The organism is Clostridioides sp. ES-S-0006-03, from assembly GCF_020662275.1.
Lineage (GTDB): Bacteria > Bacillota > Clostridia > Peptostreptococcales > Peptostreptococcaceae > Clostridioides.
The window spans coordinates 64,764-81,086 of sequence record NZ_JADGMM010000003.1 but is presented as its reverse complement, the minus strand read 5'-3'; the positions used below and the strand labels follow the sequence as shown (position 1 = coordinate 81,086).

Sequence of the window (16,323 nt, the reverse complement as noted above, 5' to 3'; positions counted from 1 at the left end):
CACAAATAGGAGTAATTTTGTAATTAATAGAAAAAATGAATTTGCTATAATATTCTGTACATTGTAGATATGTATAAACAAAATGTATTAATAAGTCTATATTTTTATTTATTTATTTTTGACAAATATTATAAAAATTATGCCAAAGTTACATATAAATAAATAGGAGGGGATAAATTTGAATAGGATAGTAGATAGAAAAAAGAAAAATGAATTTAGAAAAATTGTAGCTATTTTCTTGTTAATTCTTTTCTTGTCTGTATTTATAGGCAGTTTCATATATATAGATAAAAGTTTAAGACCAACAATTACAGTTTTAGCAGAAACAAAAGCTCTTGAATTGGCAAACAGGTCTATAAATAAAGCTGTTGCTGAAATGGTAGAAGGGAAAATAAATTATGAAGATTTAATGGATATACAGCTTGATAATAACGGAAAAATAACTATGATACAAGCAAATACTATTATGATGAATGAAATTGCATCTGCAATAGCTTTAGAAATACAAGATGAATTAAAAAAAGGTAAAACAGCAGATTCTTACATACCTATAGGAACAGCATTAGGAAGTCCTATATTAGCTAAATACGGCCCTAAACTTGAAGTATCTATTGAACCTATAGGAACAGTATCAGTAAACTTTAAAACGGAATTTGAGTCTTCAGGCATAAATCAAACAAGACATAGGATATATTTAGAAGCTCAAACTCAAGTGAAAGTAGTAATCCCACTTATAACTTCAACAAAACAAATTAAAGCTCAGATACCTATCTGTGAGACTATAATAGTAGGTGATGTTCCAGAAAGTTATGTAAATATACCTGAAAAGAACCTTGGCAATGTTTTACCTAACACTGGAAAAAATGCTAACAAGTAATATTAATGATATTTATTTTTTAATAAATTTGAAATAATAGTTTATAAATAAAAATTATGTCAATAATAAGTAATAAATAAGAATCAATATAGTTGTAATAAAAATTAATATAATTGTAATAAAAATTTATGTTTTAAAGTATGTAAAATATTTAATATATTTGGTCTGTAGAGTGAAGAAATATGTCTTCAGACCAAATATATTATAAACATTTATTTAATGATGATTTAAGAGTTACAAATTACTTATATAATTTATTATCTAAAGCATCCATTTAATAAATACACCATAACCTACAGCTGGGTCATTTTCAATGGCATGAGAAACTGCTCCTATTATTTTATCATCTTGTACTATTGGAGTACCACTCATACCTTGTACAATACCACCAGTTTGAGCTAAAAGGTTTTTGTCAGTGATTTTAATTTTAAAACTTTTACTCTCAGGATGGTTTTGGTTTTCTATATCTATAATTTCAATATTATATTTTTTACATTCATTAGAGTTGTTTTGTAAAATTATTTGAGCTTTTCCCAGCTTAACTTCATTTAGTGAAGCTACCTTATATTTTTTTAAGCTAGAAATATCAAAGTTATTAATTTGACCTCTTATTCCAAAATCAGTGTTTTCTGTAAAACTACCAATAATATTTTCTCTTTTTGCATTTATACATCCCACACTACCTCGATAGGATTTTTCTATGTCGAGGTGCTTAGTTGTAGAAATTGAACCTGATTTTATAGGTATTTTTCTTGAATTACCAACACTTATTGGGTGACCTACAGCACCAAATTCTGAGGTTTCTGGATTGATATAAGTCAAAGTAGCAAATCCAGAAAGTAAGTTATTAAAACTAATTTTTTCTAATATGTGTTTAGTTGTTTTCATTGTTAAAAGTTGACCACCTCTATTTAATAAAATAGACACTGGTTTTTCTTCTGGTAAAGCATTTAGTGTATTAGCAAAATCACTATATCCATCAACTTCTATATTATTTACTTTGATTATAGCATCACCTAATCTAAATGGAGATGCTTCACCAGGACTTCTAACGATGATATTTTTTAGTTCTGCATCAATTTGAAGAACATTTCCTATAGGTATTAAATATTGAGGTTCACTTTTTTGTAAATTTTGTGCATAAATTAAATTATTTGAGAAAAAATATAATAAAAATAAAAATGTTAAAACAATTGTAAATTTTGACTTAGCTAAGTTGTTTCTTTTACTTAAAGATTTATCTTTAAAATAAAAATTTTTAAATTGCATAGAACACCTCTTTCTTATTAAAATATTTTAATAATAAAATTGAAATTTTCTTGCTGCTTCAATATTATGTTGCTCAAGAATCAGTTTTTGATGCTTGGAAAACTGACACAATAACTCCTTAGTTTTCATAAAAATAAATAAAATAAACAAGGTATATGATAAAATAGATACATATTCATATAAATTTAAAATAGATAATAGCTGTCTATCATTGAAAGGAGCAAAAGATGAAAAAATATAGATTGTTAGTTACTTGTATAATTGCCATGGGAATTATAATTATAGGTACATCAAATCCAGTTACCAATTTTTACAAGACAACAAATTTAATTAATTCAGGCACTACTAAAAATGAAAAAACAGATAAAGATGAAAATAAAAATATAAAAGATAAAGATAAAGATGAAAATAAATCAAATTCAAAAAGCAAAAATGATAATAAGTCAGAGGATAATAAATCAGATAATAAAACAGAAACTCAAAAAAATAAAAAGTTTTTAATTTGTATAGACCCAGGGCATCAAGGAAAAGGGGATAGTAATTTAGAACCAGTAGCTCCAGGTTCTTCATCTCAAAAAGCAAGAGTATCTTCAGGAACAGAAGGTATAGCTACAAAGAAAGCAGAGTATGTTTTAAATCTTGAAGCATCTGTAGTTTTAAAAAATATATTAGAGTCTAAAGGTTACAATGTAATAATGACTAGAGAAACACATGATGTAAATATAAGTAACTCAGAAAGAGCAATACTTGCTAATGAGAAAAAAGCAGATATGGTTGTAAGAATACATGCAGATAGTTTAAATAATTCTTCAAAGACTGGTGCATCTATATTAGTTCCTGAGAAGGATGGAAAATATACAGCTCCTATATATGAAGATAGTAATAGATGTGCAGAATTCATCAAAACAAACATGGAACAAGCTGGGATACAGATAAATGGAATTGTTCAAAGAGGAGATTTGACTGGATTTAACTGGTCAAAAGTGCCAGCTGTATTAGTAGAGATGGGATTTATGAGCAACTATAATGAAGACCAAATGATGTCAAATCCAGAATATCAAAGAAAAATGATGCAATGTGTAGCGGATGGATTAGATGAATATTTTAAATAAAACATAAATAGAGAAAAAAATTGGGATGCTACTATTTTCCTAATTTTTATCTCTATTTTTTATTCAAATAATAGTGAAAAAGCAAATTACAAGGCTACATACCTGTTTGTATAAGAGACTACAAACCTACATTAAATGGAAAAATAGACATTTACATATATGACTATATTTTCATAATAAACCCTAACTATATAGTTTTGTAAAGTTAGATAATATTTAGGAAGAATTTAAAGCTGATATACTTTATTAAGAAAAGACCAAAAAAAGAAGAAAACAACAAAAAGAATTATGTGTATTATAGGAAGAAAACTAAATAAAGAAAACTTTTTACTATCACGAGTTTTGATTAATGAAATAATATATGAGATAGGATATAAACCAGCAAGTAGCATAGTAATTAAAGCAATCACAGATTGTATAATCTCACTGAAAATCTTCCAGTTTACCATTCCTAAATCAGCAACAGAAATGATAGTTCCAATCCATGTTATTAGAGAAAATGGAATTGGCAATGCATAAATAATATAAATAATAATGAAATATTTTTTCTGTTTAATAACTATTTTTCACCTCCGTTTAGATAAATAACCTGTAGCACCACTTATCGCCTAAGGCAAGCAAACGTAAATTGGTTTTATTCTATTCTAATAATTGTGTCTGTAAATATCAAATGATTTGCATTGTGTCAAAAACTTATATTAATGTTCATAAGAAATTTTGTTTATTTGAGAATCAATCAGAAACCATTTTATAATTTAAAGATTAAACAGGCTACAAAGAAATTATAGCATGCATGTATTTTTTAGTCGATAAAGAAGTTCTATCATTGATGAAAGTATCTATTTTTATTTTACATAATACAGCTATAAAGTTTATTCTCAGTTAAATTATTGTAAATATAACTAAAAATATTGGTAATACTTGATTTAAGTTTAAAAAGAATATATTATAGTATAGAATGTGTAAAATTTTTTTGAGAGGTGTTAGAATGCTAGTAGTAGAAAACGTAAGCCACGGATTTGGAGCAAGAACAATATTAGAAAATGTATCCTTTAGACTTAGAAAAGGTGAACATATTGCACTAGTTGGCGCTAATGGAGAAGGAAAATCGAGTTTTTTAAATATAATAACGAAAAAGCTTATGCCTGATGCTGGAAATATAAAATGGTCTTCAAGAGCTACAGTAGGTTACTTAGACCAACACACAGTATTAAGTAAAGGTAAAAGTATAAGAGAAGTGCTTAGAGAAGCTTTTAAGCATATGTTTGATTTAGAGCAAGAAATGATTGCTATGTATGACAAGATGGGAGAAGCTAGTGATGATGAGATGAGTAAGCTTCTTGAAGAAACAGCAGAAATACAAACTATACTTGAAAATAGTGGTTTTTATATGATAGATGCAAAGATACAAGAAGTTGCAAATGGTCTTGGTCTTGGAGAGATTGGTCTTGATAAGGATGTAACTGATTTAAGTGGAGGTCAAAGAACAAAAGTACTTCTGACTAAACTTTTACTTGAAAATCCAACTATTCTTATACTGGATGAGCCTACAAACTATTTAGATGAGGAACATATAACATGGCTTACTAGATATCTTCAGGAATATGAAAACAGTTTTGTTCTAGTATCACATGATATTGACTTTATAAATAATACTTGTAATGTAATATATCATATGGAAAATGGCGAGTTAAATAGATATAAAGGTAATTATGATGAGTTTGTAAGACTGAATGATATAAAGAAACGTCAAGAAGAGCAAGCTTATGATAAACAAGTTGAAGAAAGAAAAAGGTTAGAAGATTTTGTAGCCAGAAATAAAGCTAGAGTTGCAACAAGAGGAATGGCTAATAGTAGACAAAAACAACTAGATAAGATGGAAATACTAGAAAGACCAAAGGAAAAGATAAAACCTACTTTTTCTTTTAAAGATGCCAGAGCAGCAAGCAAGATAATCTTTGAAACAGAAGACTTAGTTTTAGGTTATGATGAAGCGTTAACAAAACCACTTAACTTCCATTTAGAAAGAGGAAAGAAGGTTGCTTTAAAAGGGATGAATGGTATTGGTAAATCTACATTATTAAAAACATTACTTGGAATAATAAAACCATTTGGTGGAAATGTTAGATTGGGAGACTATTTAGAAGTTGGATATTTTGAACAAGAGAGTTCAAGAGAAAATAATAATACACCTATGGATGAAGTTTGGAGTGAATTCCCTGGTCTTACGAATTTTGAAGTTAGACAAGTCCTTGCAAAATGCGGACTTACTAATGAGCATATAACTAGTCAAATGAGAGTATTAAGTGGAGGAGAAGCTGCCAAGGTTAGACTTTGTAAAGTTATGCTAAAAAATATAAACTTCTTAGTATTAGACGAGCCTACAAACCACTTAGATGTAGATGCAAAAGACGAATTAAAGAAAGCTATAAAAGAATTTAAAGGTACAGTTCTTTTAGTATGCCATGAGCCAGAATTCTATTCAGAAATTGTCGATGATGTATGGAATATAGAAGATTTCACTACTAAAATCGTTTAGGTAATTAATTTGTTACTGGGGGGATTTCATGAAAAAGTTTCTAAATATAATTTTTTCAGTGTGTATAAGTGTGGTTGTAATAGTAGGTGCTATTAATTTTACTGTTGGATTTAAGCAACTTTATTATTTTGATATTGATTATTTAAACATATCAGAGTTATCTGGTTTATCTAAAGATGATATAAAATTAAATTATGATTACTTAATAGATTACAACCTAAGCAAGGATGTATCTGAGTTTAAGTTACCAACATTAGAATCTTCTCCAGAAGGGAAAATACATTTTGAAGAAGTGAGAAATATATTTCAAAATATCAATAAATTAGCTAAGTTATTAATGATAATTTCTTTGGTGGGAATTATATTAAGTATAAAAAATAAAAATATAAAACTACTAAAAACTATATCAATGACATTGATAATAATGCCAGTAGTGTTGGCACTTCCTATTTTGTTGAATTTTGAAAAATCATTTATTATTTTTCATAAATTATTATTTAGAAATGATTATTGGATATTTAATCCTGATTTAGACCCAGTTATAAATATGCTTCCAGAAGAATTTTTCTTTCATGCTGGAATGATGATTTTAATATTGATTTTTGCAGTAAGCATGTTGATTTTTGCAATGTATAAATTATGTAAATTATTTAAAAGTAGAAAGATATAAGGTAGAGCGATATAAATTAAAACTTATATAATAAAAATAGCTATGCAATATTATTTAGACGAAAAGGAGTCAAAAAATATTTATGCATAGCTATTTTTAATAAAAAATTATTTTTTGCAAGTAATTTTAACTAAGTCTTGAAATTTTCCCATAATATAATTATAATTATCTTTTTTATGAGGTAGTATACAGCTACTGCAATCTTTAATGCCTTTCTCTGTGTACTTAAAGTTTCCTCCACAATTTTCTCCTAAAGCATATAAAGGACAATAGCAAAATAAACAGTTAAATTCTTCTGGTTTATCAGTTTTATGACAAGGGAAAAACTCACAATCTTTGTGATTAAAAAATTTATAATTTTCGCCCATATTTTCCTCCTAATTTAAATAAAATATGAAATCTTTTATAACTATATAAGATTTTGGTGATAATATAATTATACAATATTTTTATTAATAGTTGATAATATAGTACTCTTAATCATATTATTAATGGTATAATTAGTCAACAGAGAAATAATGTAAGTGTTTTTAATACAATTAGATTATGTTTTATAACAAAAAATGAGGTGATTAAGTGAAAGAAATTCAAGAAAGAGCACTTCTTGTAGGTCTGAATTTGACAACAATAGTTAAAAAAAGTGATGATATAGACACTAACGAATCCATGGAAGAACTAAAAGAATTAGCGAAGGCTGCTGGAGCAGAGGTTGTAGGTAGCTTAATTCAAAATAAGCAAGCTGTTGATGCAGCTTATTATATAGGAAAAGGTAAGGTAGAGGAAATAAGAGCATATAGTGAATCATTAGATGCTACTTTAGTAATTTTTAATGATGAATTATCTGGCGCTCAAATTAGGAATATTGAAAATGTTGTTGGAAAAAAAGTAATAGATAGAACTACCTTAATTTTAGATATATTTGCTCAAAGAGCACTTAGTAAAGAAGGTAAATTACAGGTCGAATTAGCACAATTAAAATACAGATTACCACGACTTTATGGAATGGGTGGTGAAATGAGTAGAACTGGTGCAGGAATTGGAACGAGAGGACCTGGTGAACAAAAGTTAGAAGTAGATAAAAGACATATACTTAATAAAGCAGCGGATATAAGACGTGAACTTAAAGAGGTAAAAAAGAATAGAGAGACACAAAGAGTTAAGCGTTTAAAATCAAATATACCAATTGTAGCACTTGTTGGATATACAAATGCAGGAAAATCGACCTTACTAAACGAATTAATAAAGACACACAAGGATTATGAACAAGAAAAAGAAGTTTTTGTAAAAGATATGCTTTTTGCAACTTTAGATGTAACTTTAAGAAAAGCTCTTTTGCCAAACAAGAAAGAATTTTTAGTAGTAGATACTGTTGGATTTGTTAGTAAACTTCCCCATGATTTAGTAGAGGCATTTAAGGCTACACTAGAAGAAGTACAATATGCAGATTTAATTTTACACGTAATTGACACAACGAACACTAGTTATGAATTGCAAAAAAGTACAACTGAAGGTGTATTAAAAGAACTTGGTGCAAATGATAAAAAACATATACTTGTATACAATAAAGTAGATAAGCTAGAGTTAGATATATATCCTAAGAGTCAAGAAGATATTGTGTATATATCTGCAAAACAAGGCATAAATATGGATAAACTATTAAATATGATAGAAATTGCTTTAATGGAAAATACTTATTCAGTAAGTTTGATGTTACCTTATGAAAGAGGTGATATATTTAGTAGAATAAAAGATAAATACAATGTGGAGAATTTTGAGTATGGGGAAAATGGTGTAAAATTAGATGTAAATTTAGATGAAGAAGATTTTAATATCTATAGAGAGTACATATTAGAAAAATAGGTTTGATATGGATATAAATTGGGAAAATATAGATAATCTTGAAGATTATTTTATAACCTATCTTCTTTACAAAGAATCTAAAACAGTATCTCAAATTAGTAAAATTAGAAACATTTCAAATGTTGAAGCAAGTGAGCAACTTATACAAGCAAAGTTGAAGATAAAAGAAATGCAAAAAGATGATTTTGAGGCATCTAAGGACATTTTAGATAAATTTTTAGAATTAGATAAAATTAAGAGACTTGATTTTATGGATAGCTTAGATGACGAAAAAATGGTATACTTTAAGAGAAAGGTTTTCAAAAGAATCCTTGTAGAGAAAAATGCTGAAGATTTGATTGTTTTAATTTGGGCAACAGGTGAGCTAAAAGATGATAGATTTTTGAAGTTACTCCATCAGCTCACAAACCACAGACACTCAGATATTAGAAGAATAACTTATTCAGCAATAAGAAAGATTGAGTCACCAAGTAGTAGAGAAGTCTTACAAAAAGGTCTCTACGATAAAAATGCACAAACTAGACAATATTGTGCAAAAGCTCTTTCAAAATTAGGAGATGAAAACAGTTTAAAGATTTTACAGCAGTTAAAAGATAAGAATAAGAATTTTGAAAAAGAGTACGTGCTTAGAGCTTATGATGAAGCCATTGAAGCATTATTAAATTTGAAAAAGTAATTTTTTATTAAAGCAATTTGTTTACTTAATGATTTATTTATGGAGTTTAACAAGGTAATTAATAAATTAATGGGAGGGGTTTCAAATGATAGTAAGACGTTGTGCAGGTGGAGTAGTGTTTTATGCTAATAAAGTACTTATTGTAAAAAATGATAGAGGTGAATGGACACTTCCAAAAGGAAAGATACTTGGAGGAGGACTTCCATATGAAAGTGCTGTTGAAAGAGTTAAAGTAGAAACTGGCATAGACGCTAAAATGATAGATGTAGCTGGCGATACTATGTATGAATTTTTCTCAAGAAGTAGACAACAAGAAGTTTGCAATGCGATAATGTGGTATGTTATGGAAGCTTGTAATACTGAATGTGTACTTGCTCCTGAATTCCAAGAAGGTGGATTTTACAAGATAAAAGATGCTTTAGAAATGTTGTCACATCATAAAGAGCAAGCTTTAGTTGAAGTATCTTATAAAAAGTTTAAAGAATTAAAGAAATTAGTTTCAGAGGGCGACGATGTTCCAGCAAACTAGTAGTGAATTTATAGAGTTTTGAGGAAGGGATAGACCCTTCCTTTTTTAATTCCAAGTTTTAGAAATGTATACTTTATAGTTTATCTGATTTGTATTTTAATAAATTATATTGATTTATGTATCAATAAATTATATTAAAAATAAAAATTAAAAATCTTGTGATTTTATTATATAATTGTCTTATAATGCTAACTAAATGAATACTAAAAATTCTATTTACATTTTAATTGGAGTAATTTTTATAAATAAAGATATATTTTAGCAAATGACAAAAATAGGAGGAGTTATAATGAGTAATTATAGGACATTACACGAATTTGGAACAGATGAAATAACAATTGAAAAATCTGTTTTTATTGGATATGCTAAGCCTATACAAAGTGAAGAAGAAGCAGTAGAATTTATAAATGAAATAAAGAAAAAACACAAAGATGCAAATCATAATGTGTGGGCTTATACAGTTGGACAAAATATGAATATACAAAGGTATAGTGATGATGGAGAGCCACAAGGAACAGCAGGGATATCAACATTAGAAGTCATAAAAAAAGAGGACTTGAGAGATGTAGTAGTAGTAGTCACTAGATATTTTGGTGGTATAAAATTAGGTGCAGGTGGTCTGGTTAGAGCTTATACAAAAGGTGCTAAATTAGGCTTAGAAGCTGGAAAAATAATTAGTAAGGTAATGTACCAAGAAGTTAAAGTTAAGATAGATTATACTCAACTTGGAAAGGTACAAAATGAACTGATGAATTTAGGGTACTTTATAAAAGATACCATATATGAGGATAATGTTGAGATAATAGTATATTCAAAGTTAGAAGATGTGGAAAAACTATCAGAGAAAATGATTGATATAACAAGTGGAACAGGAAAGATAGTTTTAGGAGAAGAATTTTATTTATCTGAACAGGATGGAGAAATTTTACTATAAAAATCTTACTGTAATTTAAGCTAAAAGTAAAAAAGTAGAGTAGCAATATAGAAGATAAAAGCATAAAAATAGAATAGTTATATAGAAAATAAAAGCCATTAATTTATATTAAAATAATTTAATGGCTTTTATCAGACTTTGCACAGAATCCTTTTTTAACTTCAAATAAACCAACTAAAAGTAAAAACACTCCAAATATTTTCTTCAATATATCAGACGATAAATAATTAGCTAATAGTGAGCCAAATATAGCTCCTAACACTCCAAATACAGCTATTGGAATAACTAATTTGAAAATTACGTTTTTATTTTTGATATGTATAGCTAATGCTATCAAAGTCATAGGTATGGAGGAAAGTAAGTTTACACTCTGTGCTATTTTAGTATCTATACCAGCAAGTAAAACGAGAGCAGGAATAAGAATAGTTCCACCGCCCATTCCCATTCCTCCAATAATTCCTGCAAAAAATCCAATTAAAGCAAATAACATTAAAACACCATCCTTAATGCTGCAATTATCATAATCAAGCCAAAAGAAATCCTAAGAAACTTTCCAGTAACTTTATTTAGTAATTTAGCCCCTATAATACCACCAACAATACTTCCTGCCGCAACTTTTATTGTTAAGTTAATGTCGTAAGTTCCTTTAGAAACATATAAAACAGAACTTGCTGTTGTCAAGAAAATGATTATAGAAAGAGCTGTTGCATGAGATTTATGTTCTTCTACCTTCACAATATCATTTAATATTGGGACTAAAAGAGTACCACCTCCAGAGCCAAATACTCCGTTTATAAATCCTGTAAATACTCCAATTATCGTATTTTTTATATTGAAATCAAAATATTTTTTCCTTAAGTTATTAGTATTTTTCATAAAAACCACCTTCTAAAATAGTTTTACCAAAATAGGCAAATTATATTTATATAAAATAATATTAAATATAATCTTTCATTTTTGCTTAAATTTGAATAAAAAAAAACATGTTAAAACAACATATTAATATATGGTATAATATATTAAAACAAAGTAGTAAATTGAGAGGAGATAACAATGTCGAATATAAAAATACAAATAGACAAAACTGTAGAATGGCTTAAAAATAAGGTTAATGAGGCAAATGCAAAAGGATTAATTGTTGGTGTATCTGGAGGAATTGATTCAGCAGTAGTTGCCAATTTAATTAAAAAAGCTTTTCCAGAAAACTCTATGGGAGTTATAATGAGCATAAAAAGTAATCCTCAAGATAGAGAAGATGCACTTAAGGTTATAGAAGGATGTGATATAGAATATCTTGATTTAGACCTTATAGAACCACAAAGTGCTATATTAGACATGGTGGTAGGAAATTTAAAAGAGAAACATTTATATAGAGAAGAATATTTAAAAATGACAGATGCAAATTTAAGAGCAAGAGTAAGAATGAGTACTATTTACACAATTGCTAATAACTTAGGATATTTAGTTGTTGGTACAGATAATGCTGCAGAAATACACACTGGATACTTTACTAAGTTTGGGGATGGTGGAGTTGACATTTTACCAATTGCAAATTTAACTAAAGCTGAAGTATACGAATGGGCAAAAGAACTTGGTGTTCATGAAGATTTAATAAATAAAGCTCCTTCAGCAGGTCTTTGGGAAGGACAAACAGATGAAAATGAAATGGGAACTACTTACAATATGATAGATGCTGTATTAGAAGGTAGATTAGATGAAGTTCCTCAAAGAGACCAAGAGATAATAGAAAGACTTCATAGAATAAGTGAACACAAGAGAAAAACGCCTGCACAACCTCCTAAGTTCTAATTTACTATTTTCAAGATTTGTGATAAAATTTACAAGTGATAAAAATTAGAATAATTAATTGTACGTATTAAGGAGTGGAAATATGGGACGTATAGGAAATATAATTAATAGAAAAGGTAAACAAGATGCTCAAAGAGCAAAAATATTCACTAAACATGCTAGAGCAATAGCCGTTGCAGCTAAAGAAGGTGGAGCAGACCCAGAATATAATGCAGCATTAAAAACAGCTATAGAAAAAGCTAAGGCAGATAATATGCCAAATGATAATATAGATAGAGCTGTTGCTAAAGGTGCTGGTGCAGGTGCTGGAGAAGACTATGAAACTATAGTTTATGAAGGATATGGACCTGGTGGGGTTGCTGTTATAGTAGAGACTTTAACTGACAATAAAAATAGAACTGCTGGTAATGTAAGATATTACTTTGATAAAAACGGAGGAAACCTAGGAACTACTGGATGTGTGTCTTTTATGTTTGATAACAAAGGACAAATATTAGTTGGTGCAGGAGATGGCGTTTCAGAGGAAGAATTAATGGATGTTGCATTAGAAGCAGGTGCTGAAGACTTTATAACAGAAGAAGATGGTTATGAAATAATAACTACACCAGAAGATTTTTCTAGTGTTCGTGATGAATTAAAAGCAAAAGGGTATGAATTTATATCTGCTGATGTAAAGATGATACCTCAAACTACAACTGTACTAACTGAAGAATCTCATTTAAAAATGATGAATAAATTAGTTGATATGCTTGAAGAAGATGATGATGTTCAAGATATATATCATAACTGGGAAATGGAAGAATAAATATTCTAATATCTTAGAAATGTATACACCTCTGAGCCATGTTTGCATAATAATATGTTAATATGGTTCAGAGGTGTTTTTATGTCTATAAAAATTGTTCTATAAAAATATATCTTATAAAATATTGTAGATATTAAACATCCTATTATAGGAGATATGAGAGTCAATGGAAATCCAGTTAAGTTGATGACAACAAAAGCTCAAATTAATGTACCAGCGCCATCTTTAGGAGAAAATAATGAGGAGATTTATAGAAGTTGGCTTGGCTTTGATAGTGGTAAAATAAATGATTTAAAAGAAAATGGAGTTATCTAATTTTAGAGGAAAAGTATAAATATAATATTCATTATCTTCGAAGAATTGTAAATCAAATCTAAAATTATCAGAAGCATTTAAGATAGGAAAATCTATTTAGACACTAAGTCTTTTTGGATTTTCCTATTTTAGTTAAAAAATTTATACTATTAGAAAAAATATATAGATGTACTAAACTAAAGTATTAACAATTTAAATTAATAGAGAATAAACTATTTATATGTTGAATAAAGGCCTCCTTATTAGAGTTTAAATAAACTTGTGAATATATTACCTAAACTATTTTAATGAAAATATCAAAAATGAGACCGCATTCTCAAAAATGAGACTGTGTTTTTTAAGTATTTTCTCGAAAATGAGACAAAAATATTGTTTTATGGGTTTTATTGGATAAAAATTCTTTCGTGAATTACAATCTAATCAATTTTAAAGTTAAAAACTATTAAAAATTCAGTGAAATTTATGTATATTTTGTTTATTTTATCAAAAAAAACAGTTTTTTAACAAAAATAGAGAAATTAAATATAAGTTGGCGTAGAACTTGCTACTATATATTAACAAGAAAGTGTAGAAAAAATAACAATAAATAATGGGGGGAATATGATGGGATTTGTAATGGACAATTTGAAAAATCTTAAGGTGGAAGTTAAGGATAAAGTCTGTGTTATTACTATAAATAGACCTAAAGCTTTAAATGCTCTTAACAATGACACTCTTAGAGAATTATCTCAAGTTATTGATGCAGTATCAGAAAAGGATGAAATATTAGGAGTTATTATTACTGGAGAAGGTAAAGTTTTTGTAGCTGGAGCTGACATACGTCAGATGCAAAACTATAAAAGTGAAGAAGGCAGAAAATATGCAGGTTATGCCCAAGGGATTTTCGATAAAATTGAAGCTCTTGAGAAAACAGTAATAGCAGCAGTTAATGGATATGCATTAGGTGGTGGATGTGAACTTGCTATGAGCTGTGACATTAGAATTGCATCAGAAAAGGCTATATTTGGGCAACCTGAAGTTAATTTAGGAGTCATTCCATGTTTTGGTGGAACTCAAAGATTATCAAGACTTGTTGGAACTGGGATAGCCAAAGAATTAATTTTTACAGGAAGGCAAGTAGATGCAGAAGAAGCTAAATCTATTGGTCTTATTAATAAAGTGGTTCCAAGTGATTTGCTTTTACAAGAGTCGATGAATATGATGAACCAAATAGTTGAAAAAGCACCAATAGCAATAAGATATGCAAAAGTTGTTATTAATAAGGGGATAGATATGGATTTAAAAAATGCTCTTGAATTAGAGAAAGATATTGCAGGTTTAACTTTTGCTACAAGAGATAAGCAAGAAGGAATGAATGCCTTTATAGAAAAGAGAAAACCGATTTTTGAAAATAAGTAGCTATTATAACTATTGAAACAAATATAGAACATATTTAAAATCTAAATTTCGTGAAAAAATACATATAGTTTTATAGTTTAATTTTAAAAGGAGTTAATTTATGAATACGGGAGTAATTATAAGTTTAGTAGGGATTATCATAGCCCTATCCCTTCTAGTTGTAATGGTTATGAAGGGCGTAAATATTTTTATAATAGCAATTGTATGTTCATTATTAGTTGCTATAACAGGAAATTTAAATGTGTATGATGCACTTAAGGTGGATTATATGACAGGATTTGTTGGATTTCTTCAGGCAAATTTCTTTATTTTCCTAACAGGTACCTTAATGGGAAAAATAATGGAGATTACTGGAGGAGCAAAATCTATTGCTAAGATGATTGTAAGATGGATTGGGAAGGATAAAGCATTACTTTCTATTCCAATAGCTTGTGGAATATTAGCCTATGGGGGAGTAAGCGTTTTTGTTGTAAGTTTTGCTGTGTTTCCGATAGCTTTAGAAATTTTTAAAGAAGCTGATTTGCCACGACGATTTATACCAGCAGCCTTGACTTTTGGATGTTCAACTTTTGCTATGGTTGCACCAGGGGCACCTCAGATTCAGAATATTGTCCCAGCTTCAACATTAGGAACAGATATTATGGCTGGAGCAGTAAATGGATTTATATCATGTGCAGTAATGTTTATAGTTGGAAGCATTATTTTATACAAAATGGTTTCAAAAGAAAAGGCTAATGGTGGGCATTTTATAGCACATGAATCAGATACATTTGATGAAGTAGCAGCAACTAATTCCAAGAGAAAAAATGGTCCTAATGGTCTAATTGCATTAATTCCATTAATAGTATCAATCTTGATAATCAATGTGAAAATTAATGGAAAAGCAATAGTACCAATTGAGGTAGGAGTATTTATTGGAGCTTTATTAGTGTATTTATTGTTAAATAAATATCAAGATAATACCAAAATAGTTGGACATGTTGGTGATGCATGTAAAACTACAGTAGTAGCAATATGTAATACTTGTGCTGTAGTTGCATTTGGCTCAGTTGTAAAATCAGCAGTTGGTTTTGACTTCATAGTTAATGCTATGACTAATATTCCTGGACCTCCTATTGCAGGGGCTGCAGTTGGGACTACAGTTATTGCAGGTATCTGTGGGTCAGCTTCAGGTGGACTTGGAATTGCGGCTCCACTTCTTGGACCAGTATTTTTAGCTAAGGGTGTTTCTGCTGCTGCATTAACTAGAACTATGGCAATTTCGTCAGCAGCATTAGATTCACTTCCACACAATGGATATATCGTTACTGTAACAAATGGTCTATGTAATGAATCACATAAGGATGCTTATATGCCAATATTCTGGGTAACTGTTTTAACCCCGATTATTGGAACTGTAGTAGCAGTTCTTCTGTTTACGATGTTCCCAGGATTACCATAACAGAAAAGATAAAAAGTATAAATTATATTTTGATATTGTAGAATCAATTTTCAAAGTATGTATAATAAATTTTATGTTTTAATAACATA

At 28.6% G+C, this 16,323-nt stretch carries 18 protein-coding genes; 14 read left to right on the top strand and 4 right to left on the bottom strand.

The features are described 5' to 3' along the window. Positions 1-178 precede the first annotated feature (178 nt). Positions 179-877 carry a sporulation protein YunB gene (gene yunB / locus IR151_RS04830; RefSeq protein WP_227433393.1) on the top strand — a complete coding sequence of 233 codons (699 nt, stop codon included), beginning with the start codon at positions 179-181 and terminating at the stop codon, positions 875-877. A gap of 261 nt (positions 878-1,138) precedes the next feature. Here the strand turns inward: yunB and IR151_RS04825 are convergent, their stop codons facing one another. Then, positions 1,139-2,146, bottom strand: coding sequence for a SpoIVB peptidase S55 domain-containing protein (locus IR151_RS04825; RefSeq protein ID WP_227433392.1), 1,008 nt, complete (start codon positions 2,144-2,146; stop codon positions 1,139-1,141). 227 nt (positions 2,147-2,373) lie between these two features. Between IR151_RS04825 and IR151_RS04820 the strand changes: the two genes are divergently transcribed. The 4 genes from IR151_RS04820 to IR151_RS04805 all read left to right on the top strand — a co-directional run bounded on the left by IR151_RS04820 (position 2,374) and on the right by IR151_RS04805 (position 6,467). Beyond that, positions 2,374-3,258, top strand: a complete 885-nt coding sequence (locus IR151_RS04820; RefSeq protein ID WP_227433391.1) for an N-acetylmuramoyl-L-alanine amidase family protein — start codon at positions 2,374-2,376, stop codon at positions 3,256-3,258. A gap of 342 nt (positions 3,259-3,600) precedes the next feature. Continuing rightward, positions 3,601-3,777, top strand: coding sequence for a hypothetical protein (locus tag IR151_RS04815; protein ID WP_227433390.1), 177 nt, complete (start codon positions 3,601-3,603; stop codon positions 3,775-3,777). Positions 3,778-4,246: 469 nt separating this feature from the next. After that, on the top strand, positions 4,247-5,797 hold the full coding sequence (locus IR151_RS04810) for an ABC-F family ATP-binding cassette domain-containing protein (RefSeq protein ID WP_227433389.1): 1,551 nt from the start codon (positions 4,247-4,249) through the stop codon (positions 5,795-5,797). A 28-nt stretch (positions 5,798-5,825) separates the two neighbouring features. After that, positions 5,826-6,467, top strand: coding sequence for a TIGR01906 family membrane protein (locus IR151_RS04805; RefSeq protein WP_227433388.1), 642 nt, complete (start codon positions 5,826-5,828; stop codon positions 6,465-6,467). 107 nt (positions 6,468-6,574) lie between these two features. Here the strand turns inward: IR151_RS04805 and IR151_RS04800 are convergent, their stop codons facing one another. Continuing rightward, positions 6,575-6,835: a cysteine-rich small domain-containing protein gene (locus IR151_RS04800; RefSeq protein WP_227433387.1), complete on the bottom strand. Its 261-nt coding sequence runs from the start codon at positions 6,833-6,835 to the stop codon at positions 6,575-6,577. 208 nt (positions 6,836-7,043) lie between these two features. Between IR151_RS04800 and hflX the strand changes: the two genes are divergently transcribed. The 4 genes from hflX (at position 7,044) to IR151_RS04780 (ending at position 10,466) form a co-directional block, all read left to right on the top strand. Next, positions 7,044-8,327: a GTPase HflX gene (gene hflX, locus IR151_RS04795; RefSeq protein ID WP_227433386.1), complete on the top strand. Its 1,284-nt coding sequence runs from the start codon at positions 7,044-7,046 to the stop codon at positions 8,325-8,327. Positions 8,328-8,334: 7 nt separating this feature from the next. Then, positions 8,335-9,003 carry a HEAT repeat domain-containing protein gene (locus IR151_RS04790; protein ID WP_227433385.1) on the top strand — a complete coding sequence of 223 codons (669 nt, stop codon included), beginning with the start codon at positions 8,335-8,337 and terminating at the stop codon, positions 9,001-9,003. An 85-nt stretch (positions 9,004-9,088) separates the two neighbouring features. Then, positions 9,089-9,532 (top strand): NUDIX domain-containing protein, encoded by a 444-nt coding sequence (locus tag IR151_RS04785; protein ID WP_227433384.1) that lies wholly within the window; start codon positions 9,089-9,091, stop codon positions 9,530-9,532. Between the two features lie 289 nt (positions 9,533-9,821). Beyond that, positions 9,822-10,466 carry a YigZ family protein gene (locus IR151_RS04780; RefSeq protein ID WP_227433383.1) on the top strand — a complete coding sequence of 215 codons (645 nt, stop codon included), beginning with the start codon at positions 9,822-9,824 and terminating at the stop codon, positions 10,464-10,466. 118 nt (positions 10,467-10,584) lie between these two features. On the opposite strand, the gene IR151_RS04775 is transcribed toward IR151_RS04780, so the two are convergent. Both IR151_RS04775 and IR151_RS04770 read right to left on the bottom strand, forming a co-directional pair. Further along, complete coding sequence (locus tag IR151_RS04775) at positions 10,585-10,956, bottom strand: sulfite exporter TauE/SafE family protein (RefSeq protein WP_227433382.1); 372 nt, start codon at positions 10,954-10,956, stop codon at positions 10,585-10,587. Continuing rightward, positions 10,956-11,342: a sulfite exporter TauE/SafE family protein gene (locus IR151_RS04770; RefSeq protein WP_227433381.1), complete on the bottom strand. Its 387-nt coding sequence runs from the start codon at positions 11,340-11,342 to the stop codon at positions 10,956-10,958. Before IR151_RS04770 ends, IR151_RS04775 begins: the two co-directional genes overlap by 1 nt. 177 nt (positions 11,343-11,519) lie before the next feature. On the opposite strand from IR151_RS04770, the gene nadE reads away from it, so the two are divergent. The 5 genes from nadE (at position 11,520) to IR151_RS04745 (ending at position 16,234) form a co-directional block, all read left to right on the top strand. Then, the gene (gene nadE / locus IR151_RS04765) at positions 11,520-12,275 is read left to right on the top strand and encodes an NAD(+) synthase (protein WP_227433380.1); all 756 of its coding nucleotides are present in this window, start codon (positions 11,520-11,522) and stop codon (positions 12,273-12,275) included. An 82-nt stretch (positions 12,276-12,357) separates the two neighbouring features. Then, positions 12,358-13,080: a YebC/PmpR family DNA-binding transcriptional regulator gene (locus IR151_RS04760; protein ID WP_227433379.1), complete on the top strand. Its 723-nt coding sequence runs from the start codon at positions 12,358-12,360 to the stop codon at positions 13,078-13,080. A gap of 156 nt (positions 13,081-13,236) precedes the next feature. Further along, positions 13,237-13,395 carry a hypothetical protein gene (locus tag IR151_RS04755; RefSeq protein WP_227433378.1) on the top strand — a complete coding sequence of 53 codons (159 nt, stop codon included), beginning with the start codon at positions 13,237-13,239 and terminating at the stop codon, positions 13,393-13,395. Between the two features lie 603 nt (positions 13,396-13,998). After that, positions 13,999-14,793: an enoyl-CoA hydratase-related protein gene (locus IR151_RS04750; protein WP_227433377.1), complete on the top strand. Its 795-nt coding sequence runs from the start codon at positions 13,999-14,001 to the stop codon at positions 14,791-14,793. A gap of 100 nt (positions 14,794-14,893) precedes the next feature. Further along, positions 14,894-16,234, top strand: coding sequence for a GntP family permease (locus IR151_RS04745; RefSeq protein WP_227433376.1), 1,341 nt, complete (start codon positions 14,894-14,896; stop codon positions 16,232-16,234). The last annotated feature ends 89 nt before the right edge of the window (positions 16,235-16,323 follow it).

Excerpts from the sequence above, each read along its gene's own strand:
- IR151_RS04825 (WP_227433392.1), bottom strand. The coding sequence starts at position 2,146 with ATGCAATTTAAAAATTTTTATTTTAAAGATAAATCTTTAAGTAAAAGA.
- IR151_RS04820 (WP_227433391.1), top strand. The coding sequence starts at position 2,374 with ATGAAAAAATATAGATTGTTAGTTACTTGTATAATTGCCATGGGAATT.
- IR151_RS04810 (WP_227433389.1), top strand. The coding sequence starts at position 4,247 with ATGCTAGTAGTAGAAAACGTAAGCCACGGATTTGGAGCAAGAACAATA.
- IR151_RS04805 (WP_227433388.1), top strand. The coding sequence starts at position 5,826 with ATGAAAAAGTTTCTAAATATAATTTTTTCAGTGTGTATAAGTGTGGTT.
- IR151_RS04800 (WP_227433387.1), bottom strand. The coding sequence starts at position 6,835 with ATGGGCGAAAATTATAAATTTTTTAATCACAAAGATTGTGAGTTTTTC.
- IR151_RS04790 (WP_227433385.1), top strand. The coding sequence starts at position 8,335 with ATGGATATAAATTGGGAAAATATAGATAATCTTGAAGATTATTTTATA.
- IR151_RS04785 (WP_227433384.1), top strand. The coding sequence starts at position 9,089 with ATGATAGTAAGACGTTGTGCAGGTGGAGTAGTGTTTTATGCTAATAAA.
- IR151_RS04780 (WP_227433383.1), top strand. The coding sequence starts at position 9,822 with ATGAGTAATTATAGGACATTACACGAATTTGGAACAGATGAAATAACA.
- IR151_RS04775 (WP_227433382.1), bottom strand. The coding sequence starts at position 10,956 with ATGTTATTTGCTTTAATTGGATTTTTTGCAGGAATTATTGGAGGAATG.
- IR151_RS04770 (WP_227433381.1), bottom strand. The coding sequence starts at position 11,342 with ATGAAAAATACTAATAACTTAAGGAAAAAATATTTTGATTTCAATATA.
- nadE (WP_227433380.1), top strand. The coding sequence starts at position 11,520 with ATGTCGAATATAAAAATACAAATAGACAAAACTGTAGAATGGCTTAAA.
- IR151_RS04760 (WP_227433379.1), top strand. The coding sequence starts at position 12,358 with ATGGGACGTATAGGAAATATAATTAATAGAAAAGGTAAACAAGATGCT.
- IR151_RS04755 (WP_227433378.1), top strand. The coding sequence starts at position 13,237 with ATGAGAGTCAATGGAAATCCAGTTAAGTTGATGACAACAAAAGCTCAA.
- IR151_RS04750 (WP_227433377.1), top strand. The coding sequence starts at position 13,999 with ATGGGATTTGTAATGGACAATTTGAAAAATCTTAAGGTGGAAGTTAAG.
- IR151_RS04745 (WP_227433376.1), top strand. The coding sequence starts at position 14,894 with ATGAATACGGGAGTAATTATAAGTTTAGTAGGGATTATCATAGCCCTA.